This is a genomic window from Candidatus Sphingomonas phytovorans, from assembly GCA_029202385.1.
In the GTDB taxonomy this organism is placed as follows: Bacteria; Pseudomonadota; Alphaproteobacteria; order Sphingomonadales; family Sphingomonadaceae; genus Sphingomonas; species Sphingomonas phytovorans.
Genome location: CP119314.1, coordinates 4,293,276 through 4,316,033, shown reverse-complemented (window position 1 = coordinate 4,316,033; position 22,758 = coordinate 4,293,276). Strand labels below are relative to the sequence as shown.

20 protein-coding genes are annotated in these 22,758 nt (G+C 65.2%); 12 read left to right on the top strand and 8 right to left on the bottom strand.

The features are described from left to right. Window positions 1–287 precede the first annotated feature (287 nt). Genes P0Y59_19905 through P0Y59_19890 form a run of 4 tightly spaced genes read right to left on the bottom strand, consistent with a single transcriptional unit; the run spans window position 288 to window position 5,637 of the window. Window positions 288–2,507, bottom strand: a complete 2,220-nt coding sequence (locus P0Y59_19905) for a hypothetical protein (GenBank protein WEJ99180.1) — start codon at window positions 2,505–2,507, stop codon at window positions 288–290. Window positions 2,508–2,509: 2 nt separating this feature from the next. Then, complete coding sequence (locus P0Y59_19900) at window positions 2,510–3,994, bottom strand: altronate dehydratase family protein (GenBank protein WEJ99179.1); 1,485 nt, start codon at window positions 3,992–3,994, stop codon at window positions 2,510–2,512. A gap of 28 nt (window positions 3,995–4,022) precedes the next feature. Next, window positions 4,023–4,784: an SDR family NAD(P)-dependent oxidoreductase gene (locus P0Y59_19895; GenBank protein WEJ99178.1), complete on the bottom strand. Its 762-nt coding sequence runs from the start codon at window positions 4,782–4,784 to the stop codon at window positions 4,023–4,025. Between the two features lie 7 nt (window positions 4,785–4,791). Continuing rightward, entirely contained in the window at window positions 4,792–5,637 is an 846-nt protein-coding gene (locus P0Y59_19890; protein ID WEJ99177.1) for an IclR family transcriptional regulator, read from the bottom strand. Window positions 5,638–5,824: 187 nt separating this feature from the next. Here P0Y59_19890 and rhmD point away from each other — a divergent pair, with 187 nt between their 5' ends. The 6 genes from rhmD (at window position 5,825) to P0Y59_19860 (ending at window position 12,450) form a co-directional block, all read left to right on the top strand. Further along, window positions 5,825–7,009: an L-rhamnonate dehydratase gene (gene rhmD, locus P0Y59_19885; protein ID WEJ99176.1), complete on the top strand. Its 1,185-nt coding sequence runs from the start codon at window positions 5,825–5,827 to the stop codon at window positions 7,007–7,009. Between the two features lie 13 nt (window positions 7,010–7,022). Beyond that, a complete protein-coding gene (locus tag P0Y59_19880; protein WEJ99175.1) occupies window positions 7,023–7,889 on the top strand; it encodes a fumarylacetoacetate hydrolase family protein in 867 nt (288 codons plus the stop codon). Beyond that, on the top strand, window positions 7,886–8,635 hold the full coding sequence (locus tag P0Y59_19875; protein ID WEJ99174.1) for an SDR family NAD(P)-dependent oxidoreductase: 750 nt from the start codon (window positions 7,886–7,888) through the stop codon (window positions 8,633–8,635). Before P0Y59_19880 ends, P0Y59_19875 begins: the two co-directional genes overlap by 4 nt. A gap of 57 nt (window positions 8,636–8,692) precedes the next feature. Next, entirely contained in the window at window positions 8,693–9,583 is an 891-nt protein-coding gene (locus tag P0Y59_19870; GenBank protein WEJ99173.1) for an amidohydrolase family protein, read from the top strand. Window positions 9,584–9,793: 210 nt separating this feature from the next. Beyond that, window positions 9,794–10,852, top strand: coding sequence for an L-rhamnose/proton symporter RhaT (gene rhaT / locus P0Y59_19865; protein WEJ99172.1), 1,059 nt, complete (start codon window positions 9,794–9,796; stop codon window positions 10,850–10,852). Beyond that, window positions 10,849–12,450, top strand: a complete 1,602-nt coding sequence (locus P0Y59_19860) for a glycoside hydrolase 43 family protein (protein ID WEJ99171.1) — start codon at window positions 10,849–10,851, stop codon at window positions 12,448–12,450. Before rhaT ends, P0Y59_19860 begins: the two co-directional genes overlap by 4 nt. Before the next feature lie 230 nt (window positions 12,451–12,680). Here the strand turns inward: P0Y59_19860 and P0Y59_19855 are convergent, their stop codons facing one another. Then, window positions 12,681–13,037, bottom strand: a complete 357-nt coding sequence (locus tag P0Y59_19855; GenBank protein ID WEJ99170.1) for a YbaN family protein — start codon at window positions 13,035–13,037, stop codon at window positions 12,681–12,683. A gap of 1,078 nt (window positions 13,038–14,115) precedes the next feature. Between P0Y59_19855 and P0Y59_19850 the strand changes: the two genes are divergently transcribed. The 3 genes from P0Y59_19850 to P0Y59_19840 are packed head-to-tail and all read left to right on the top strand — an operon-like array spanning window position 14,116 to window position 16,594. Then, a complete protein-coding gene (locus P0Y59_19850) occupies window positions 14,116–14,532 on the top strand; it encodes a PDZ domain-containing protein (GenBank protein WEJ99169.1) in 417 nt (138 codons plus the stop codon). Then, entirely contained in the window at window positions 14,522–15,208 is a 687-nt protein-coding gene (locus P0Y59_19845; GenBank protein WEJ99168.1) for a response regulator transcription factor, read from the top strand. The genes P0Y59_19850 and P0Y59_19845 overlap by 11 nt, the downstream gene beginning before the upstream one ends. Further along, complete coding sequence (locus P0Y59_19840; GenBank protein ID WEJ99167.1) at window positions 15,209–16,594, top strand: ATP-binding protein; 1,386 nt, start codon at window positions 15,209–15,211, stop codon at window positions 16,592–16,594. A gap of 2 nt (window positions 16,595–16,596) precedes the next feature. Here P0Y59_19840 and P0Y59_19835 read toward each other — a convergent pair whose 3' ends face one another. Next, complete coding sequence (locus tag P0Y59_19835; protein WEJ99166.1) at window positions 16,597–17,115, bottom strand: RcnB family protein; 519 nt, start codon at window positions 17,113–17,115, stop codon at window positions 16,597–16,599. A 614-nt stretch (window positions 17,116–17,729) separates the two neighbouring features. On the opposite strand from P0Y59_19835, the gene P0Y59_19830 reads away from it, so the two are divergent. Continuing rightward, on the top strand, window positions 17,730–17,975 hold the full coding sequence (locus P0Y59_19830; protein WEJ99165.1) for a hypothetical protein: 246 nt from the start codon (window positions 17,730–17,732) through the stop codon (window positions 17,973–17,975). Window positions 17,976–18,053: 78 nt separating this feature from the next. Here P0Y59_19830 and P0Y59_19825 read toward each other — a convergent pair whose 3' ends face one another. Next, window positions 18,054–19,025, bottom strand: coding sequence for a hypothetical protein (locus P0Y59_19825; protein WEJ99164.1), 972 nt, complete (start codon window positions 19,023–19,025; stop codon window positions 18,054–18,056). A 165-nt stretch (window positions 19,026–19,190) separates the two neighbouring features. Next, window positions 19,191–20,318, bottom strand: a complete 1,128-nt coding sequence (locus P0Y59_19820; GenBank protein WEJ99163.1) for a hypothetical protein — start codon at window positions 20,316–20,318, stop codon at window positions 19,191–19,193. A 357-nt stretch (window positions 20,319–20,675) separates the two neighbouring features. Here P0Y59_19820 and P0Y59_19815 point away from each other — a divergent pair, with 357 nt between their 5' ends. Further along, a complete protein-coding gene (locus P0Y59_19815) occupies window positions 20,676–21,353 on the top strand; it encodes a response regulator transcription factor (protein WEJ99162.1) in 678 nt (225 codons plus the stop codon). Continuing rightward, complete coding sequence (locus tag P0Y59_19810; GenBank protein ID WEJ99161.1) at window positions 21,343–22,710, top strand: HAMP domain-containing sensor histidine kinase; 1,368 nt, start codon at window positions 21,343–21,345, stop codon at window positions 22,708–22,710. The genes P0Y59_19815 and P0Y59_19810 overlap by 11 nt, the downstream gene beginning before the upstream one ends. Window positions 22,711–22,758 lie beyond the last annotated feature (48 nt).

Below are 22,758 nucleotides of genomic sequence, written 5' to 3'. Positions count from 1 at the left end.
TCCGGGAGGCGCTTCGTTTGTATCCGTCCGCTTGCGCGGCCCTGCCGTTCGCCGATTACCGGTCTGGTTAGTCCGTTCGATCCGCGATGCCGTCCTGTTGTATCGAACCTCGAAAGCAGCTTCCGAGGTAGCGCTACCATTTTTAGGCGACATTATTTCTCATATTGTGGGACTGCATTTTATAGAGTGAGAAGGGGCACGTCAATCACCGATTCGCAATCCGTGGGACACATGCTCAGGATCTGGAATTACGTGTCCTGCGCGACCCATGCACCCATGTCTCGCGATCAGGGCAAATGCCTGATTCCCTCGGCACGTACCGTCCATCCCTGTTTCGGGAAACCCGGCGCGTGACCGCTCGACCCATCCCATCCGGCCGCCATCATCCCGGCTGCCAGCAAGAGGCTGCCATTGGAGGGAAAATAGGTTTCCGCCACCCGGCTATAGCCCGGCCCGTCCGGCCCGCCTTTGGACGCAGGATCGAGGTTCACGCGTGGCGTCATACCATTCACGCCCCATTGGTTGTTCGCGACATCGCGGAACAGCCAGTCGACCGCCTTTTCCGGCTCGCCAAGCCGTGCCGCGGTCATTGCGATCATCGGATAGTCCCAGCCCCAGGTCTGGCGCAGGTCCCAGTCGGCCTCCACCGCGGCAAGCGTCCGGCGCATCTTGGCACGATCGATTCGGTCGCCGCCGATCGTGCCAAAGGCCATCAGGAAGGACGGATGATCGCGGTTGAGGCAGGGCGCCGCCACCGCGTTGCGCCGACAGGCGGGTGACGAGGTGTTCAGCCAGAAATCGGGCTCGGTCTCGACCGGCAGGTACAGGCCGTCGCGTTCGGGCACCGGGCCGAGTCCTTCGATCACCCTGTCCCAGCCCACTTCGCGCTTAAGTCCGCGCCGTTCGCGCCAAGCCTGGGCGGTTTTCAGCCCCCAGCGGAAATATTCGATCTCGAACGCCGGGTTCACCGTCGTCATCGGGTCGTGATTCTCCTGGACCGGGACGATCGGCGGCCCGAGCACGAAGCGCTTGTCCGCCGCGTCCCAGCGCGGCCAGGTTGCGAGCAGCCGCGCGGTCTGGTCGACCAGGTCGCCATAGCGCGCGAGCGTCGCTGCGTCGGGATTCGCGCGGTACAGCAATTCCGCCAGATAGATCGGGTGCGGCTGCTGCCACATGATGAAGGGGTTGATCGGGCTCGGGCTGTTATAGCCCTCCGGCCCCGACATCTTGGTCCACCACGCGCCCTGCACGCCGTGGCGCGCTGCCTCGGCCCGGGCCTGGGGCAAATGATCGAGATACCAGCCCATCGACCGTTCGAGCAGCGCGGGCCGGCCCCAGAGCGCGAAATGCCCAGCATGCCAGGGATGCATTTCGAGATGGAACTTGCCGTTCCAGCTGTTCGAGAACAGCCCTTCCTCCTGCGGGGGCACATCGCCCGCCTGGTTGATCGCCGCCAGATATTGCGACAGCACGATGCGCCGTTCGAGTTCCGGCGCGCGCGGATCGGTGCTGCCGGTGAAGTCGATCATGCCACCGTTCGACCAGTAATCGCGCCAGTGCTTCGAAACGGCGGCACTGACCGCGGGATAGTCGGCGCGCGGCGCGGCTTTGCGCGTCCGGTCGAAGCTGACGAACACCACCATCCGGTCGCCGCTCCTTGCGGCCACATGGATGGCGTGAGGCCCTGCCCGGGTGATGGACGCCCCGGTGGCCGCTATGGCCGAATAATAGACCGTTTCGTCGATTCGATTGCTCAGCAGCAGCGTGCCGGGGCCGCGCGCCAGCACGGTCGTCTGCCGGCGCGCCGCGGCGCCATAGTCGGACGGGTCGGGATTAAGGACCCGCGACACGCCGGGATAGGCGACATCCACGCCGATCCGGCCGTTCGCGACCAGGGGCGAACGAATCTCGACTATCAGCATGTCGCGATCGGGATGAACGCGCGTCGTCACCGTCACTGGCTGGCCGTCGAAGCGGAAGCTGCTGTTCAGCGCACCAGTCCAAAGATCGAGATGCTGGCGCGTGGCGGACAAGGCCTCGAACCGGGCGGGCCTGCCGTCCCTGCCCTTCAGCGCCAGCGCAACCCGGCCGAGCGAGAAGCGGTGGGGATTCTCGCGCAGCCAAACGAGCGCCGGATTGGTCTTCAGCGCGTCGAAATCGCGCATGTACGAATAGGGCTGCGTGCCGCCGCCGGGTACTGGCACCTGCACCAGCCCGTTCGCCTCGGTATAGCCATGCGGATTGGGGAAGCTGTGCCACGCCCATTGCGCCATGGTCAGCAACGGCGCGACCGTCGAATATTGCTCCGGGAAGGTCTGCAGGCCGGTGATGTCGGCGGTGAAGCCGAGACTGCCATTGCCCAGCATCAGCGGGGCGTGGGGATCGACCTTCGTCAGCGTCACGTCGTGGCGCTTGACCAATGCCATCCGGTCGATCGGCCGGTCAGTCGGTTGCGCCGCGACGGACGCCCCGGCGGTCAGCAGCAGGGCGACCGCGAGCAGCCTCACCCTCACAAGGTCACGCCCCGCTTCCAGATCGCGATCTCGCGCTCGCCATTACGCTCGGACGCGGTCTGTTTGCCCGACGCGATCGCGCGGATCGTGTCGAGCAGCGCCTCGGCGGCCTGATCCATCCCCTTGTCGAGCACCTGCCCGGCATCGAAGTCGATCCAGTTCGGCTTGCGCTCGGCCAGCGGCGTGTTCGACGCGATCTTGATCGTCGGCGCGGGGAAGCCGAGCGGCGTGCCGCGCCCGGTGGTGAACAGGATGATGGTCGCCCCAGCCGCGGTCAGCGCTGTCGAGGAAACGGCATCGTTGCCCGGCGCTTCGAGCAGGGTCAGCCCGGTACGGCGCACCCGCTCTCCATAATGACGTACGTCGGTGACGGTCGCGTGCCCCGCCTTCTGCACCGCGCCGAGCGATTTTTCCTCAAGCGTGGTGATCCCGCCGGCGATGTTGCCGGGCGACGGGTTCTCCGACACCGGCTCGCCATGTTCGGTGAAATAGCGTTTGAAGTCGTTGACCAGCGCGCCGATGCCGTCGAACACCTGCTCGTCCGCGGCACGGTCCATCAGCAATTGTTCCGCGCCGAAGATCTCGGGGATTTCGGTCAGAATCGCCGTGCCACCCGCCCGCGTGACGGCGTCGCTCATCCGCCCGACCAGAGGATTCGCGGTCAGCCCGGAAAAGCCGTCCGAGCCACCGCATTTGACGCCGAGCACCAGATCCGAGAGCGGCACCTGCGCGCGCTCGACCTTCGCCGCTTCCTCGATGAGGTCGTCGACCAGGGCGAGCCCTTCCTCGATCTCGTCGCCCGCGACCTGCGCCGCGACGCTGCGGATCCGGCCATGCAGCGCCGGATCGATCTCGGCGAGAAGGCGATCGAGCTGGTTGGATTCACACCCGAGCCCGACCAGCAGCACGCCGCCGGCATTGGGATGCGCGGCAAGGGCGGCGAGAATCGACCGGGTGCCGTCCAGATCGCCGCCAAGCTGCGAACAGCCAAAGGGATGGGCCAGTGCCAGCACACCATCGACCCGGCCGGCATAGCGCCGCCCGGCGATCTCCGCGATCTTCTGCGCGGTGCGCCCGACACAGCCGACGGTCGGGATGATCCAGATCTCGTTGCGGGTGCCGACCCGGCCATCGGCGCGGCGATAGCCGGCGAAACCGGTGGCGGGCACCATCGCCTCCGCCTCATGGATGCGGGGGCGCCAGACATAGTCGCCGCTTGTCGCCAGAGCCGTCGCGACATTGTGGACATGCACATGGTCGCCCGGCGCGATGTCGGCGGTGGCGACACCGATCGGGAAGCCGAACTTCACCACCGGATCGCCGGCATGGAGCGCATGGACCGCAATCTTGTGTCCACGGCCGATCGGCTGAGCCAGCGTCACCTCGACATCGCCGACGGCCGCGACGGTACCGGCATCCAGATCGTGGAGCGCGGTCGCGACGCTGTCATGGGCATCGACGCGGAACAGCGACAGGGTCATGGATTCTCCATCGGGGCCCTGGCGGGCCTTATTGCAGGTTCACGAACGCGCCGCCGTCCACCAGGAGCGCCGCCCCGGTCACGTATCTGGCGAGATCGGAAGCGAGGAACACGATAGGCCCGGCAAGGTCGTCGGGCTGGCCGAGACGACCGAGCGGGATACGCCCCTCCATATAGGCACGCTTCGCCGGATCGGAGAGATCGTCCTTGTTGATGTCAGTCAGGATCGTGCCAGGCAGCACCGAATTGCAGCGGATGCCGTGCCGGCCGAGCGCGATCGCGGCCGACTGCATCAGCGAATGCACCCCTGCCTTGGTCGGCGTGTAATGAGTCTGATATTCGCCGCCGACCAGCGCCGAGATCGAGGAAACCGCGACGATCGACCCACCGGTGCCCTGCGCGACCATATGGTTCGCCGCTGCCTGGACCATGAAATAGGCGCCGTGGAGATTGACCCGCATCGTGCGCTCGAACGTCTCGACCGGCATGTCGAGAAAGGCGTGGAACGGGCAGATGCCCGCATTGTTAACGAACACATCGACCTTGCCGAGCGCCGCCACGGCCGACTCGACGAACGCGGTCGCCGTTGCCGGATCGGCGACATCGCCGTGCATCGCGAACGCGCGGCGGCCGAGCGCCTCGATCTCGGCGACGCAGCTCGCGGCACCTTCATCGTCATGCAGATAATTGATCGCTACGTCGGCGCCCTGCCGCGCGGCGCCGATCGCCGCCGCGCGGCCGATCCCCGCGGATGCCCCGGTGACGAGCATCGTCTTGCCTTCGAGCAGCATATTCCTCCTATCGACGCGATCGCGGTGCGGGGCGCCGGGCGGCCCCTTCGGACCAGCCGAGATCCCGGCTGATGGCGACGGCCGTCGCACGGACATCGTCCGACAGCGCCTGCATCCGGTCGTCAGCCATATATTGCGCGGCGCTCGACACGCTGATCGCAGCGACGATCTGCCCGGCGACGCCGCGGATCGGCGCGGCGACGCAGCGAATCAGATCCTCATTCTCCTCAAGGTCGAACGCGCGGCCGACCTCGACATAGCGGCGCATCCGCTCCTCCCAGACCGCATAGTCGGCAGGGGGCGAACCGGCCGAGCGATCCTCCTCGAACAATCTGCTCCAATGGCGGGGATCGTCGTCGAGCAGCAGCGCCTTGCCAAGGCCGGTCGAGGTCAGCGGCTGGCGGTCGCCGACCCGGCTGCTGATCTCGACCCGGCGGCGGCCCGGTATCTTGTCGAGATAGAGCGCGCGCTCACTGTCGAGCACGCCGAGATGGACGGTATCCTCGGTCGCGGCGGCGAGATCCTCCAGATGCGGCCGCGCGACCTGGACCAGGTCGGTCTGCTGCTGCGCGTGAAAGCCGAGCTCGAGCAGCTTGGGCCCGAAATGATAGCCGAGGCGCGGCACGAAGGTCAGGTAGCGCCGGTCGATCAGCGCGGTCGCCAGCCGGTGCGTGGTCGACCGGGTGAGACCGAGCTTCGCGGCGAGATCAGCAAGCGTGATCGGGCCGTCGATGACCGCGTCGATCACGTCGAGACCGCGCAACAGCGTCTGGCTGCCGGGCTGCGATTTGGCATCGCCAGCCGATTCTACCGCCTTTTCGGCTAAATCAGCATTTGACGGAGCGTTTCTCATCTAATAATATTCTTTCCCATATTATGGAATTTATCAAGCGATAATTCGCAGAGAGGAATGCGGGGAGCGTGCAATCTGATCCGCTACGGGCGGCACGGTTGCGTACCAAATGCTGGTATGCCGTGCCTATAGCTATATATATGTCCGCCGTTGCGGACGCCGCCCCTTCCCTCCCGGTGGAAGTCGCATGACCCTGCCCCGTATCAAGCATGTCCGCGCCTTCGTGCTGCGCGGCGGCGGTGCCGACTATCACGACCAGGCCGACGGCCACTGGATCGACGATCACATCGCCACGCCGATGAGCCGCTATCCCGAATATCGCCAGTCGCGGCGCAGCTTCGGCATCAACGTGCTCGGCACGCTGGTGGTCGAGATCGAGGCCGATGACGGCACGATCGGCTTCGCGGTGACGACCGGCGGCGAGCCCGCGGCCTTCATCGTCGAGAAGCATCTGGCCCGCTTCCTCGAAGGGCGCAGCCCGACCGAATATGAGAAGATCTGGGACCAGATGTACTTCTCGACTCAATATTATGGTCGCAAGGGACTGGTGGTGAACGCCATCTCGGGCGTCGATCTCGCCCTTTGGGACCTGCTCGGGCGACTGCGGCAGGAGCCGGTCTATCACCTGCTCGGCGGCGCGGTGCGTGACGAGCTGCAATTCTATGCCACCGGCGCGCGGCCCGACCTCGCCAGGGAAATGGGGTTCATCGGCGGCAAGCTGCCACTCCACCACGGCCCGGCCGAGGGCGAGGAGGGGCTTGAGAAGAACATTGCCGCGCTCGCCGACATGCGCGCGAAATGCGGCCCCGATTTCTGGCTGATGCTCGATTGCTGGATGGCGCTCGACGTCAATTACGCCACGCGCCTTGCGATCAAGGCGCACGAACACGGCCTGAAATGGATCGAGGAGGCGATCAGCCCCGATGATTATTGGGGCTATGCCGAGCTGAAGCGCAACGTGCCCAAGGGCATGCTGGTCACCACCGGCGAGCATGAGGCGACGCGCTGGGGTTTCCGCATGCTGCTCGAGATGGATTGCTGCGACATCATTCAGCCCGATGTCGGATGGTGCGGCGGCGTAACCGAGCTTCTCAAGATCTCGGCGCTGGCCGACGCGGCGGGCAAGCTCGTCGTGCCGCACGGATCGTCAGTCTATTCCTATCACTTCGTCATCACCCGGCATAACAGCCCGTTCGCCGAATTCCTGATGATGCACCCCGGCCCGACCGAGGTGGTGCCGATGTTCGCGCCACAACTGCTTGGCGAGCCGATCCCCGAAAAGGGCCGAATCCGCGCCTCGGCGCTCGACAAGCCCGGCTTCGGCGTCGAGCTCAACCGCGATATCCCGCTCCACCGCCCTTATACCCACTAAGGAAACGCCTTCGATGAAATTGCTGCGTTACGGCCCCGCCGGCCAGGAAAAGCCCGGCCTGCTCGACGGCGAGGGGAATATCCGCGACCTTTCCGGTCATGTCGCCGACATCGCCGCCGCCGAGCTCTCGCCCGAGGGCCTGGCGAGGCTTGCGGCGATCGATCCGGCGTCGCTGCCGCTGGTCGAGGGATCGCCGCGCTATGGCACCCCTGTCGCCGGGACGCGCAAATTCATCGCGATCGGCCTGAACTTCTCGGAGCATGCCGCCGAATCCAACCTGCCCGAGCCGCCCGAGCCTGTCTTCTTCACCAAGGCGATCTCGTGCCTGCAGGGACCGAACGATCCGGTGATGATCCCGCGCGGTTCGGAAAAGACCGACTGGGAGGTCGAACTCGGCGTCGTGATCGGCACCCGCGCCTCCTATGTCACCGAGGACGCCGCGCTCGACCATGTCGCCGGCTATTGCACGATCAACGACGTGTCGGAGCGCGCGTTCCAGCTCGAGCGCGGCGGCACCTGGGACAAGGGCAAGGGTTGCGACACCTTCGGGCCGGTCGGCCCCTGGCTCGTCACGAAGGATGAGGTCGGCGACGTGCAGGATCTCGGCATGTGGCTCGAGGTCAACGGCAAGCGCGTCCAGGACGGCAGCAGCAGCACGATGATCTTCGGCGTGGCGAAGATCGTCTCCTATCTCAGCGAGTTCGTGACGCTTGAGCCCGGCGACATCATCACCACCGGCACCCCTAAGGGCGTCGGCATGGGGCAGAAGCCCGATCCCTGGTATCTCAAGGCGGGCGACGTGATCGAGCTCGGCATCGAGAAGCTTGGGCGGCAGCGCCAGCAGGTCGTCGCCTGGAACCGGAACGGAGCCGCCGCGTGACCTTGTACCAGGGACGATTCGAAGGACGGACGGCGATCGTCACCGGCGGCGCATCGGGGCTCGGCCGCGAGGTCGCGCGTCGTATCATCGCCGAGGGCGGGCGCGTGGTTCTGTGGGACCTCAAGCCCGAGGGACTTGAAGAAGCCAAGGCGGATGTCGGCACCAGCGACGCGATCGCGTTCGACGTGGCCGACAATGCGGCGGTCGAGCGCGCCACGGCGGAGAGCCTGAAGCTGCTCGGCCAAATCGACATATTGGTCAATTCGGCCGGCATCACCGGTGCCACCGCGCCGGTCGACAGCTATCCGGTCGAGAGCTGGCTGAACGTGATCAACGTCAACCTCAACGGCCTGTTCTATTGCTGTCGCGCGGTCGTGCCGCACATGGTGGCGAGCGGCTATGGCCGGATCGTCAACGTCGCCTCGGTCGCTGGCAAGGAAGGCAATCCCAACGCCTCCGCCTATTCGGCGTCCAAGGCAGGGGTAATCGGCCTGACCAAGTCGCTCGGCAAGGAACTGGCGACGCGCGGCGTGATCGCCAATGCCATTACCCCCGCGACCTTCGAGAGCCCGATCCTCGACCAGCTCCCGCAGAGCCAGGTCGATTATATGCGCTCGAAGATTCCGATGGGCCGGCTCGGCGAGGTTCATGAGACCGCGGCGATGGTCTGCTTCATGGCGTCCGAGGAGTGCAGCTTCACCACTGCCTCAACCTTCGACACCTCGGGGGGCCGGACCACCTTCTGATCGACGGCCTCAGCAGCCGCCACCGGCAACGGCCGGGACGGAACCGGGAGAGAATGATTGCGCGACCTGCCGTTCATCGATGCTCATGTGCATCTCTGGGACCTGTCCCGGGATCGTTATGCCTGGCTGTCGCCGCCGTTCGGCGACAGTGGGCCGAACGGCAATACGCAGCCCATCGCGCGGAACCATCTGCTCGACGACTATCTGGCCGAGGCAACGGGCTGGAATGTCGTCGGGATGGTCCATCTCGACGCGGGCGCGGCCAACCCGCTCGCCGAGACCGACTGGTTGCAGGACATGGCCGACACGCGCGGCATGCCCAACGGCATCATCGCCAATGCCGCGCTCGACGACCCGAGCGTCGGGGCGCTGCTGGCCGACCATAGCCGACGCCGCAACGTGCGCGGCATCCGCCATATCGTGAACTGGCACAAAGACCCGAACCGCACCTATACGCCGCGCGACGTGACGGGCGACGAGGCCTGGGCGCGCGGGTTCGGCCTGCTCGCGAAATATGGCCTGTCGTTCGACCTACAGGCCTATCCCGATCAGGTCGCCAGCCTCGCCCGGCTGATCGAGCGGCATCCCGAAACGCCGGTGATCATCAACCACACCGGCATGGGCGTCGACGGCGATGCGAACTGGCGCGCGGCGATGAAGACGATCGCGGCATTGCCCCATGTCTCGATCAAGATTTCCGGCCTGGGTTTCGTCTATCGTCCGTGCACCGCCATAGCGGTGCGCGACCGGGTCCGCGAAACGATCGACCTCTTCGGCACCGACCGCGCGATGATCGCGAGCAATTTCCCGACCGACCGGCTGTTCGCCGATTTCGACACGACCTTGGATGCGCTGGCGGATGCGGTCGCTGATTTCAGCGAGGACGAGCGACGCGCGCTGTTCGCGCGGAATGCCAACCGTATCTACCGGCTCGGGCTGGATGTTTAGCGGCGTGCTCCTCCGGCCTCACTTAGCCCCTCCCCTTCAGGGGAGGGGTTGGGGGTGGGGCAGCGGCGAGCGGGGCTCGATGCCCCGATCGACGCTTCGACGCCTGGTGAGACGCTTCCCTTTCGGCGCGCAGACGCGCGCACCCACCCCCAACCCCTCCCTTGAAAGGGAGGGGCTAATAGTCGCCGAACCAGCCCCCGGGAGAAACACATGAACGCGAATCCGCTGCTCGGCGTGCTCTTCCACTGGCTGGGCGGTCTCTCCTCCGCCAGCTTCTATGTCCCCTATCGCTCGGTGAAGCGCTGGTCGTGGGAGATCTACTGGCTGACAGGCGGCATCTTCTCCTGGCTGCTAGCGCCGTGGTTCTTCGCCAGCATCCAGACCAGCGACCTGCTCGGCGTGCTGGGCGCCGCGCCCCTGCCGGTAATCGTCTGGCCGATCGTCTTCGGCATGCTCTGGGGCTTTGGCGGCCTGACCTACGGCCTCACCATGCGCTATCTCGGCCTGTCGCTTGGCATGGCGGTGGTGCTGGGGCTGTGCACCGTGTTCGGCACCCTTATTCCGCCGCTGTTCCAGGGCGATTTCGCCGCCAAGCTGCTCGACACGCCAAGCGGCAACATCATTCTGCTCGGCCTGGTTATCACCATGGCCGGGATCATCGTCGTTGCCATGGCCGGCGCGCGCAAGGATGCGGCACTCTCCCCCGAGCAGAAGGCAGCGGCGGTCGCCGAGTTCGATTTCCGCAAGGGCATCGCCGTCGCTGTCTTCTCCGGCATCATGTCGTCCTGCTTCGCCTTCGGCCTTGCCGCGGGCGAGCCGATCAAGGCGCTGTCGGCGGCGGCCGGCACTGGCCCGCTCTGGACCGGCCTGCCCATCCTCTGCCTCGTCATGTTCGGCGGCCTCATCACCAATGCCATCTGGTGCGCCTGGCTGATCGTGAAGAACCGCAGCGCCGGCCAGTGGGTCGGCGGCGGCGCGGCGGCCGGCGCCCCCCTGCTCGCCAATTTCCTGCTCTGCGCGGTCGCCGGCACCGCCTGGTATTTCCAGTTCTTCTTCTACACGATGGGCGAAAGCCAGATGGGGCGCTTCGGCTTCTCCTCCTGGACGCTGCACATGGCGTCGATTATCATCTTCGGCACGCTCTGGGGCTTCGCCTTCCGCGAATGGAAGGATGCCGCGCCGCGGGTCCGCGCCACGGTGTGGAGCGGCGTCGGGCTGCTGGTGCTCGCCACTATCGTCATCGGCTATGGCAACAGCATCGCGCTATGAAAGGCGCGCTGCTTTCCCTCGCTGCGATCGGCCTGCTGGCGCCACTGACCAGCGCCGCCGCACCGGAACGGGCGACCTATAGCAACCCGATCCTGTTCGCCGATTATTCGGACCCGGACATGATCCGGGTCGGCCGCGACTATTATATGGTCGCCTCGAGCTTCCATTTCTCACCGGGCATTCCGATCCTGAAGTCGCGCGACCTCGTCCACTGGACGATCATCGGCCATGTCCTGCCAAAGCTCGATTTCGCGCCAGAATACGACATGCCCGGTCCGCACACGTTGACCGACAAGATCTCCAAGCCGGTCGGCGGCACGCGCTATGCCGCCGGCGTCTGGGCGCCCTCGATCAGGCATCATGAGGGCAGATTCTACGTCTATTGGGCGACGCCGGACGAAGGCATCTTCATGTCCACCGCGACCCGCGCTGAAGGGCCATGGGCCAAACCCATCAAGGTGATCGACCAACCCTTGCTGGAAGACCCCTGCCCGATCTGGGATGACGACGGCCAGGCCTGGCTAGTCCATTCGCGCCATGGCGCCGGGCCGCTGATCCTCCACAAGATGAGCGTTGACGGCACCCGTGTGCTCGATGCCGGCACGGTGATCGTCGAGGACAAGGCCAATCTGCCGATCCTTGAAGGCCCCAAATTCTACAAGCGGAACGGCTATTACTATATCTTCGCGCCGATCGGCGGGGTGGAAAAGGGATCGCAGGTCGCGCTGCGATCTCGCGACATTCGCGGCCCCTATGAATGGCGCGTCGTGCTCGAACAGGGCAGCACCAAACTGGAAGGCCCGCACCAGGGCGGCTGGGTCGAGACGCCATCGGGCCAGGGCTGGTTCGCCCATTTCAACTCAACCGGCGCGTTCGGCCGCATCGTCCATCTCCAGCCGGTCAGCTGGGTCGACGACTGGCCGGTGATGGGCGACCCGATCCCTGGCAAGACCAGCGGCCAGCCGGTCGCGACCCATGCCATACCCGACACCGGCACCGCGCCGACCAGCGACCGGCTGCAGGATTCGGACGAATTCACCGCGCGTACGCTCGGCCCGCAATGGGAGTGGAACCACAATCCCGACAATACGGCGTGGAGCCTCGCCCGACGTCCCGGCTATCTCCGCCTGACCGCCGGCCACGCCGAGCATCTCGTCACCGCGCGCAATACCCTGACCCAGATATTGCAGGGCCCGAGCCGGATCACGACGCGGATCGACATCAGCGGCATGAAGGACGGCCAGCGCGGCGGCCTGTCCCTGTTCGGCGTCCGCCCGAGCTGGATCGGCGTGGTGCGCGACAAGGGTATCGCCCGGATCACCCTCGCCTCCGAAGGCGACGAGACGCCCGGCCCGACGATCGCGGCAAAGGCCCTCCAGCTCCGCGCCGAGATCGGCATCGGGCAGACCGTCCGCTACAGCTACAGCCTCGACGGCAAGGCCTTCACACCGGTGGGCGATGCGATCCAGCTCGCGCGCTTCTCCTGGTGGAAGGGATCGCGTCCGGCACTGTTCACCTTCACTCGCGCCGCGCCGGACGCGCAGCGCGGCTGGATCGATGCCGACTGGTTCCGCGTCGAGCCGCTGCCCGCCGACTAATTCGGATCGACATTCACGTCATTGGCGCGATTGCAGCAAAGAAAATGGTTCGCGCAGAGGGCGCAGAGAACGCGGAGCTCATTTCCGAATTCGACCATCGCATGCTGGTAAGCTGCCTGTTGCGGGCAGGCTGATTGTCGCAAGCTGGCCGGACTGGCTCAGCGTCCTCCGCGCCCTCTGCGCGAACCATAGTGCGCTGCCGACAGGCCGATGATGAACGTCGATCCGTCCTAGCCGGCCGGGCGAGTCACGATCCACGCGGCGCACAGCAGCAGCGCGATCGAGACCAGGCCGAGCACGACCATCCCGGGGTGTACGCCGATGGTGAACAGCACCAGCCCGACGGCCATGCCGATACACGCCCCGATCTTGCCCCGTCGGGGAATCGACCGATCCGCGCGCCAGGCACGCAGGGTTGGGCCGAAGCGGGGATGGTCGAGCAGCCTCGCCTCAAGGCGCGGCGAGGAGCGCGCGAAACAGCCCGCCGCCAGGATCAGGAAGATGGTGGTAGGCATCAGCGGCAATAGCGCGCCGATGATGCCGAGGACGACGAACAGGAATCCAAGCAACAGCCAGCCGATGCGCAATGCACCGGAAGATTGTCGCGAAGGTTCCCGTTCACTCACAATGCCTGTCCATCCATTCGGCCCCAGAGCTCGGGCATCCGCACCGCAGACGATTCATGCCCCGGTGAGCTGGGCCGACGCCTCCGCCTAGGTTATTTGCGACTCGCTCGCAACGATATCGGCGATGGCTCGACCCGCAGCCGACGGCTCCGGCCCCCTCCATGGAGAGATACAGGGCCATCAACGGCCATATGGAACGAGCGTCCTCCCGTGTGCTGGAAATAGAGATTCCTCAGCTTCCCTACGCACACTCCATTTTAGTGCAAACCATCACTGCCCATTCAATATTATTGAGCACAGCTATTTACGCTATAGCAAAAATGCAGATAAAATCGCACAACTCTTTCTCCAATACTGCAGGATCAACACAATACATCGAAGAAATCCATAGATTTTTGCCAACACCGCAGGCCGCAATTCCATTAATCAATCATGACCAAAGGTTAATGTGACTGAAGTACTGAAAACGATCATACATCCCGTGCGATCGGGGAGGCCCCGCCTCCCCCGCAACTGAGATGGAGAGTGAGATGAAATTGCTATTGATTCTCTCGGCATTGTCCCTCGGCATGGCGACTGCGGCCAGCGCAGCCCCGATGGCGCCACAAGCCAGCCAGGCGGAAGCCCCCGCTGCCGGCAATGTTCCGATCTGCTCGAAAACCGTGACTGACGGCTGCATGCAACGCAGCGCGACCGGGATGCGCCACGATCGCTCGGCACGACACCATCGCTGGGGAAGGCACCACCACCGGGCGGGGAGACACCATCGCCGAATGAGGCATCATCGCCACCATCGTCATCACCACCACCATCATCGGGCGGCAATGGCAACGACTCCCCCGGTGGCAACACCCGCGAAGTAATAAAGGCCGGGTCGGAAGTACGGCTCGGAGGTACGACCCGACGGGGGCTCATCCACATGGGCCCCTGGACGGGTCGCGGGACCAAGGCGACGTGACAAATATCGACATGCAGCATCCAGCGACCGCCCCCTCCTTCGCTATGACGCAGCGGATTCTCCGGCCGACCTGTCCGTGACATGACTCACCAGCACACGCGCCTTTCCGTTCGGTGGCTGATCGGCCTGCTCGGCCTCGTGCCGATCGCAGGCGCGCTCATGCTGCTCACGACCCATGTCGGGCGCCGGGCCCTCAAGAACTTGGCTCCCGCGTCGACGACGGTCAGCGTGCTGCCTGGCATGACCGTCGAGGAGGCAGTACCGCCCGCGCACGGCCTGGTCGTCACCAGCCGCCGATCCAACGGCGCAGCGGTCGAGGCCGGCATTTCGGTCGGCGACAATATCACCGCGATCGATTACCATCCGATCAAAGGCTTGAATGACGCAGTGGCGTATATGCGGCACGACCGGAGGCCGATCGTCACCCTGACGATCCTGCACGACCGCCATATGCGCCGGATGGCATTGAAGCGATCGGGAGAGAGCCATGGGGCATAAATTGTTGCTGGTGGAGGACGACGAAGCGACCGCGGCCTATATCGTCAAGGGAATGACCGAGGAGGGCTTCACGGTCGACCGTGCCGGCAACGGCCGCGACGGTTTCTTCCTCGCCAGCGACGGAAGCTACGACGCCGTCATCCTGGATCGCATGATTCCGGGCATGGACGGCATGGCCGTCTTGCAAGCCTTGCGCGCGGCTAGGATCGAAACGCCGGTCATCATCCTGTCGGCGCTCGGATCGCCCGAGGACCGGGTGAGCGGATTGACCGGCGGCTCGGACGATTATCTCGTGAAGCCTTTCGCCTTTGCCGAGCTGCTCGCGCGGGTGCGGCTGCTCGTGCGCAGCCGCGGCACCGGCGTCGCGATCGTCACCAAGCTCAGCTGCGACGATCTCGAGATGGAGCTGCTGTCGCGCAAGGTTCACCGCGGCGACAGGCTGGTCGAATTGCAGCCGCGCGAGTTCCGGCTGCTAGAATATTTCCTCCGCCACATCGATCAGGTCGTGACCCGCACCATGCTGCTCGAAGGTGTCTGGGATTATCATTTCGATCCGGGCACCAACGTCATCGACGTCCATATCAGCCGCCTGCGTCGCAAGATCGACGACGGCAGCGAGCGCCCGCTGCTCCATACCGTGCGCGGATCAGGCTACCGGCTCGGGCTGGACGCCTGAATGGCGGCGTCCTGGCACCTGATCCCCCGATCGACGGTTGCCCGGTTCGTCCTCCTCGCCTTCGTCTTCCAGATCGCCATCATCGGGGGCAGCCTCCTGTTCGTCCGGCAGGCGAGCGAAGGGGCGCTTGCCGAGGAGCAGCGCCAGTCGGTCTACGACCTTCGCGACGAGCTTCTCGACGCCTATCGCGACGGCGGGCAACTCGGCCTGACCCGGCTCATCAGCAATCGCCTTCAGTCGCCCAGGCACAGCATCGCGGTGATCCTGCTGGCCACGGCGGACGGGACGCCGCTGATCGGGAATCTCGGCGACTGGCCGACCACCGTCCCCCCGCGCACCGACTGGCGCGAGATCGAACTATACCGCACCGGCAGCGACCGGCCGGAGCGCATGGGGATAAGCACGGCCCCGCTACCCGACGGCACCAGGCTGCTGATGGGCCATGTCAGCGAGGCCAATATCCGTCTCGCGCGGATCAACGAAGAGGTCATCGGGGCCGCGCTGATAGGCGGCCTGTGCCTCATTCTGATGAGCGCGCTGCTCCTCGGACGAGTCCTGTCGCGCCAGATCAAGCGCATCACGTCGACCACCACCGCCTTTGTCGATGGCGCGCTCGCCGAGCGCGTGCCGATCCGCGGCAGCGGCGACGCCTTTGACGACCTTGGCCGCGCGATCAACGTCATGCTCGATCGCATCGAGAAGCTGATCTCCGAATTGCGAGTTCTTACCGATGGCCTGGCGCACGACCTGAAGTCTCCGGTCACCCGCCTCAAATCAGTCCTGGAGCGGGCCGTGCTCGAAACCCGCGATCCCGACGCGCTCGCCGCGCTCGACCGGGTGGCGTGCGAAGCGGATACGCTGCTGTCGATGCTGACGACCGCCCTGTTGATCAGCCGGGCCGAGGGCGGGATCGGCAGGGACCATTTCGTCGCGACCGACATCGGTGCCCTGCTTGACGACCTCGCCGAGATCTACGGCCCAGTGGCCGAGGATCGCGGGTTTGCGATCGAGACCCGCGTGGAAACGACGGCCAAGGTCTTCATCCACAGGGAATTGATCAGCCGGGCCATCGGCAATCTCATCGACAATGCCCTGAACTATGCCGTTGGCGGCACCAGGATCCTGATCCACGCCTCTGCGTTTCCAGGCGCCCTGACCATCGCCGTCTCGGACGACGGCCCCGGAATCCCCCCTGAGCGGCGCGCCGATGCGCTGCGCCGGTTCGGCCGGCTCGACCCGGCCCGCAACATCGGGGGCTCGGGCCTCGGGCTCGCGCTGGTCGAGGCGACCGCCGGGTTGCACCATGGCGACCTTGTCCTAGAGGACAACGCGCCCGGGCTGCGCGTCGTCCTCCGGCTCAACGTGTCGCTCGCGGAAGGCGACTGACCCTACAGGAAATTGCCATAGACCACCTGCACGATCTGGCCGGTGTCCAGATCGATGAGCAGCGCATCCGGGCCGTAGCGAATCCATTCATAGCCGACCGGTGGAATGTCGAGCCCGAACAACCAATAGTCGAGCAGCCGGTATTCGGGCGCCCAGAAGATCGCGGGGAGCACTTGCCCGGAACGGAATCGGCGATATTGCCAGCCCTGCGGCCCATGATAGGGCCCGACATGAACCGGGCGATCGGCCGTGAAATTATGGCTTAAATAGGCCCGGTCAGGACTTTGCGGCCGGATTTCGGCGCCGGCCGGTTGAGCCGGTCGCGCATAGCCGCGCGGTTCACGATAGCGTTCCGCGGCGAAGCTGCCGCCGTCGCGACTCTCACCCCCGCGCTGGATCGACATGCTCCCCGCGCCGCCCTCGCGCCGCTGCTGGGCATCAGCCGCCACGGTCTGCGCGCCCAACCCGAGCACGAGGATCATCGCGGCGATATGTGCCTTGCGGCCAAACGATATCACCATGACCATTTCCTTTGCCAACCGGCAGCCCCGGCGGTGCGGATCGCATCGCCGGACTGTCAATCGCCACTATCGGACACGGCATTCGTCCGGAGGGTGGCCCCCGCGTGAATTGTCGTTAACCCGCAGGCTGGCGGGATGAACCTCCCTGCACCAGCGGGCGCATGAGGGGCCTATCCCATCGTCCCGGACTGATACCATCGCCGAAGCGTCGGGACCCGAGTCAACGAACATCCACAATGCCGGCACCGGGCATGGTCGATCCCGCGCTCATCCTGGGTCACGACTCCATCCGCCAGGTGAGCACCATGGGCGCATGCGGCAATCCCGCGCGGCGCGACGGCGCGCCTCGGCCGACCTTCCTTGAGAGTGAGCATCGAGCGCCTCCATCAGCCGGACCATGAACCGCGCACAGCCGCGGCGAGGTGACGGGTATCTTAATTTCTCTCCATATTGCCGGACATTGGCGAAAAGCGGACCGTTGTAAGGCGCGTGTCAGGTCCCGGGTCGATTCTATGCCTGCTGCATTGATGCAGCGAGTCGTGAAGGACGGGTCACGAGCCGCAGACATGTCTGCCTGAGACTCGCGTAACACCTCCTGAAGAAGGAGTAGTTCCATGTTGAACCATCGCAACACCACAGGTCGGGCCGCCGCCCTGGGCGGCGCGATCCTGCTGACCGGTGCCATCGTCGACGCGGCGTGCGTCGCCCCCGCCGCCGCCCGGCCGAGAGACACCCGCGAATATCCGGTATGCACCAGGATGCGGGTCGACGACTGCCGCCAGATGCGGCACTCACCGCGCCCGACCGGATCGCATGAAAAGGCGCTGGTCGAGCGGGCAAACCAGCAACAGCAGCAATAAGGCACCCGAAGAACCACCCCCGCCGATCATCTCCCCCGGGAAGGGGCGGGGGATAGGGGGCCATCGACCCCCCGGTTCTCAATAGCCTATGAGATTGGGCGCGACCCAGCGTGCGCTGCCATGCGGGGTGGCGAAGATCGTGATGCCAGGGAAGGCATGGGCCAGCGCCGCCTCGAACGCAGCACGTCGCGGCGCGAGTTCGGCATCGCCCCATGATCTGCCGAACACGGCGTGATAGGCGGTCGCCCCCGGCGCCCCGCCGTCGACGATCGCCTTGGCGGCGGCGATGCCGCGCTCACTGGGCACCAGCCCATACTGCATCTCGCCATCCTCGTCTTCCTGGCCGTCGTCCATCTCGAACGCACCACCCCCGGTGTTCCAATGGTAGAGGCATGCCAGCGGCGTTTGCGGATCATAGGCAAGCAGCGCAATGCAGTTGAACAGGCTGGTGGTGTACATCGGCCCGTTGGCGGCGGTATGCGCGCCAATGCCGACCTCGAGCCCATGGCCGGCATGGGGATTCGGCGCCGGGGGGGCTGCGACCGCAGCTACGCCGCCACCCTGAAACGGACCCCACTCGTCTTCGGCAACCTGTTGATCGCCCGCACCCTGAAACGGACCCCACTCGTCTTCGGCAGCCTGTTGATCGCCCGCGCCCTGAAACGGACCCCACTCGTCTTCGGCAACCTGTTGATCGCCCGCACCCTGAAACGGACCCCATTCGTCTTCGGCAGCCTGTTGATCGTCCGCGCTCTGAAACGGACCCCATCCCTCCTCGTCGGGTGGCTGAGCGTTCATCAACTGGACTGGCGCAACGGCGGTCCTGGGGACGGGCGTGCTATCGACCTCGCGCGGTTGCCGCGTGAGGGTGCCGGCCATGGCCCGCAGCGCCACGACCGCGGGACGCGCGTTGAGCAGCCGACTCGTCGCGACGAGGGACTCGACCGATCGCGCGCCATCGAGTTCGCCGGAAATGGCGTTGCCGGTGGCGGACGATGCAGCGCCTGAGCCAGCCATGCCCTTGCGTTGCGGATCAGCATAGCCGCTCATCCCGCTGCCGGCGTGCGGTGGGGATCGTGCGCTTCGGCGCGGGCGATCATCTCAGCTGACCAAGCGGATGCAACATGCTGTCGGATAGAAAGAGATCGGCCATGGTGCGTCCTGCAATGGGCGATCCACAATATGCGCCGAGTCCAGCACGCTGCCAAGCGCGTGCTATTTGGCGAAGATGGCGGGGATCGCCTTTTCGCCGAGAAGCTCGCGCACGATCGCCTCGACCTCCCCCCGTTGCTCCGCGGAAAAGGCGAAGCGATTTTTGGTGGCGAGGACGATCAATGCCTCGATGTCCTTTGGCCGCGTCCCTTTCATCCGGATACGATGGTTGATCCCCTTGATTGCCTCGAACGGCGACAGAACCGTCATGCCGTCCATGTCCTCGCGACCGAGAGATTTGATGGTCGGCCCCATTTCGCCTTCCATCACCAGATCTACCGTCTTGCCCGTCGGGCCGTGTCTGAACTTGCGCACGACAAGGCTGCCGCCTTCGGTCTTTCCCGTGGCGACGGACACTGCGGCGCGCGCGCCGGCGCTGTTGCCGGCGGCGCCTCCCGCTGCCCCGGCTGCGGCTGCTGCGGCGGGGTTTTCCTTCACGTCGTCCATCAGTTCTACGAACCCCGCGGCACGCAATGCCTGGCTGCCCGCCGCCATATTGCTGACGATGATGTCGACATCGTCGGGCGCGGTAAAGGGCGCGGCGCCGAGCAGCATCTGCGCGCCGCTGCCCTGGACGACGAACGTCACCTTGGCGGCGTGCAGGGTGCTCGACGCCGCGTCGATGACGCTGCCCACGGCTTTGCGCCCGGCACTCACCTTGTTCAGCGCCGCCGGCGGGCCGATCTTACCGAAAATGGCCTGTTCGGCCATGACGCCGATGTCGACCTGGACATTTTCCGGCACGACATACTCAGCATGGAGATGGGGGAAACTCTTCTCGAACTCTTCGATCTTCGCGTCGCCATAGCCGAGACGACCGGCGAGATCAGTGTAGATCTGATCCTTGTCGTCGAACCTGTCGAGCTTCCAGCCAGGGCGTTTGGCATCGATCACCACGCGTTGCGCCGTGTGGCCCGGCATCGTGACAGGTTTCGACGGGGGTTGCGTTGCCCCAGGCGACGCGCGCTGGAGAAGTCGCGCGGCGGCCGCTGTCCGTGCGACCGCCGGCGCTGCGTTCAGTACCGTCGACAATTGTACGAGCGATGCGTGCCGCGGGCCCGCCGCCAGCGTCGGGCGGGCAAGCGTATCGCGATCAGTCGGCGATGCGTGCCGCTGTTCCTGGTCCTGCATGGCAAGCACCCCCGGGAAGGGGGCGATCCTATCATCGTGGCGGTCAATGTCACGCCGCCGCCGGCATCGAGTCCCGGCAGGGGGCGTTCAAATCGTCGATTCCAGAGGAAAAATGACATTCCACTTGAGACGTTCGCGAGCGACACAGTATAAATCAATGGCTTGCGCCAGAAGTTGCCACGCAGGCGACTTCGGCTCGCGCAATCTGCTATTTAGAAGGTTCGCAGGGCGCCTCGACTGCGGAGCAAATCGCCGTCGACATCGGACCGCGACCCCATCTCCACGCCCCAGGCTTAACCGAGGCGTCGGATCGCGCAGCCGGTTGTTGCGGGTGTCGGCACGAACTATGATGTCCGAATGGCTCGAATTCTCGTTATCGAAGACGATGGAGCGACCGCTCGAGAGATTTCGACCGAGCTTGGCACCGCTGGGCACGAGACGGTGTTGGTCCATGACGGGCATGATGCGCTCGAGCTGGCGACGCGCGAACCATTCGATGCGATCACGCTGGACCGCATGCTCCCGGGGCTCGACGGCCTCGCCGTGGTGTCCCAATTGCGCGAGCGCCGAATAGCAACGCCGGTGCTGATGATCAGTGCGCTCAGCGACGTCGATGAGCGCATTGCGGGCCTGCGCGCTGGTGGAGACGACTATCTCGTCAAGCCGTTCGCGCCGGGTGAGATGGCCATGCGGGTTGAGGTCATGCTGCGCCGGTCAGCATCTACGGCCAAAGAAAATATCCTCACGATCGGTGCGTTGCAGATCGACTTCCTCCATCGCCGTGTCTCGGTCGACGGGGAGCCAGTCAAGCTGCTGCACCTGGAATTTCGTCTGCTCGAATTTCTCGCACGCAATGCCGGTCAGGTCATGAGTCGCCGGATTATCTTCGAAAAGGTCTGGGAATATTATTTCGATCCCGGCGCCAATCTCATCAACGTCCATATCGCGAGACTGAGGCGCAAGCTCGATCGCCCGGGGCGACCATCGGCCATCGCCACGGTCAAGGGCGAGGGCTATCGTCTCGATGCTGTCTGAACGGCTGAGGCTGCGCGACGTTCGACGTACGAGTGCGTTCCGCCTCACCGTGATCCTCGGATCGCTTTTCTCGATCGGCGTGGTCGCGTTACTCGCGCTCATTTACTTTCTTACCGAGCAGGAATTGACCGCACGCAACGATCGGATCCTGCGCGCTCAGGCTTCGCTCTGGCTCGCCGTACCGGCCGCGGACCTGCCCGCGCGGATCGACACCGACATCGATCGCGGCGACCGCGGCCTTTCCTATGGGGGGCTTTTCAGCCATCGCGGCGAACGCCTTGCGGGGAACATGGCGCGCCTTGCCGACCTGCCACCGAATCAACCGACCGATATCGAAGGCAATGGTCGACGCGGTCCCGTGCGGCTTCTCAGGGTGTCCACATCGGCCGGCGAGACGATCATGATCGGTCGCGACATCAGCCAGATCCGGGATCTGCGGCAGCGCATCCTGGTCATCCTGGTCCTTAGCGGCCTCGCCGCTGCATCGGGCATGATGCTGGCCGCGATCGCGCTCAGCCTGCATCCGCTGCGCCGGGTCCGCGATCTGCAGCGGTTCGCGCGCCGGATAGCCGCGGGCTATCTCGAGGTGCGCATGCCGATCGCCGGTCGCGGTGACGAACTGGACCAGTTCGCGCGAACGGTGAATGTCATGGTCGACGATGTCGAGCGCCTGATGGAACAGGTGAAAGGCGTCACCGACGCGATCGCCCATGATCTGCGCACGCCATTGACCCGGGTTCGCGCCCAGTTGCACCGCGCCAGGCAGTTTCCCGACATATCGGAAGGTCTGGCGGAACTCCTCGCCACCGCCGAAGCTGATCTTGAGATCGCGCTCGATCGCTTCACGGCACTGCTGCGGATATCCGAAATCGAGGCTGGCGCCAGACGCGCAGCCTTCGCGCCCACCGAGATCGCCCGGCTTTTGTCGGATGTCTTCGACCTGTACGAACCACTCGCGGAAGAGCGCGGGCTTTCCTTCCGGCTCGACACTAGCGCGGCGCCCCAGGTCCAGGCCGACGAGAAGCTCTTGTTCGAAGCGATCGGCAATCTCGTCGATAACGCGATCAAGTTCGCCGTGCACCAGGTCACCCTAAAGATCGCCTGCTCCGGGAATGAAATTCTTGCCGAAGTTCGCGACGATGGTCCGGGCATTGCGGTCGAAGAGCGCGAGGCGGTGCTGCGACGCTTCCATCGCGGCTCGAAGGCGGCGACCTATCCCGGCTCGGGACTTGGATTGAGCGTGGTCGCGGCGATCCTCCATCTGCACGACTTCGAGCTGGAACTTGCCGATGGTTCGCCGGGGCTCGTCGCCCGCGTGAGAATGCCGCGACGCCACGGGCCGACCTTGCCCAAGTGAAATTCATTTAACTTGGCGTTTCGGGGAAAGGGTTCGATTTGCCGCGTT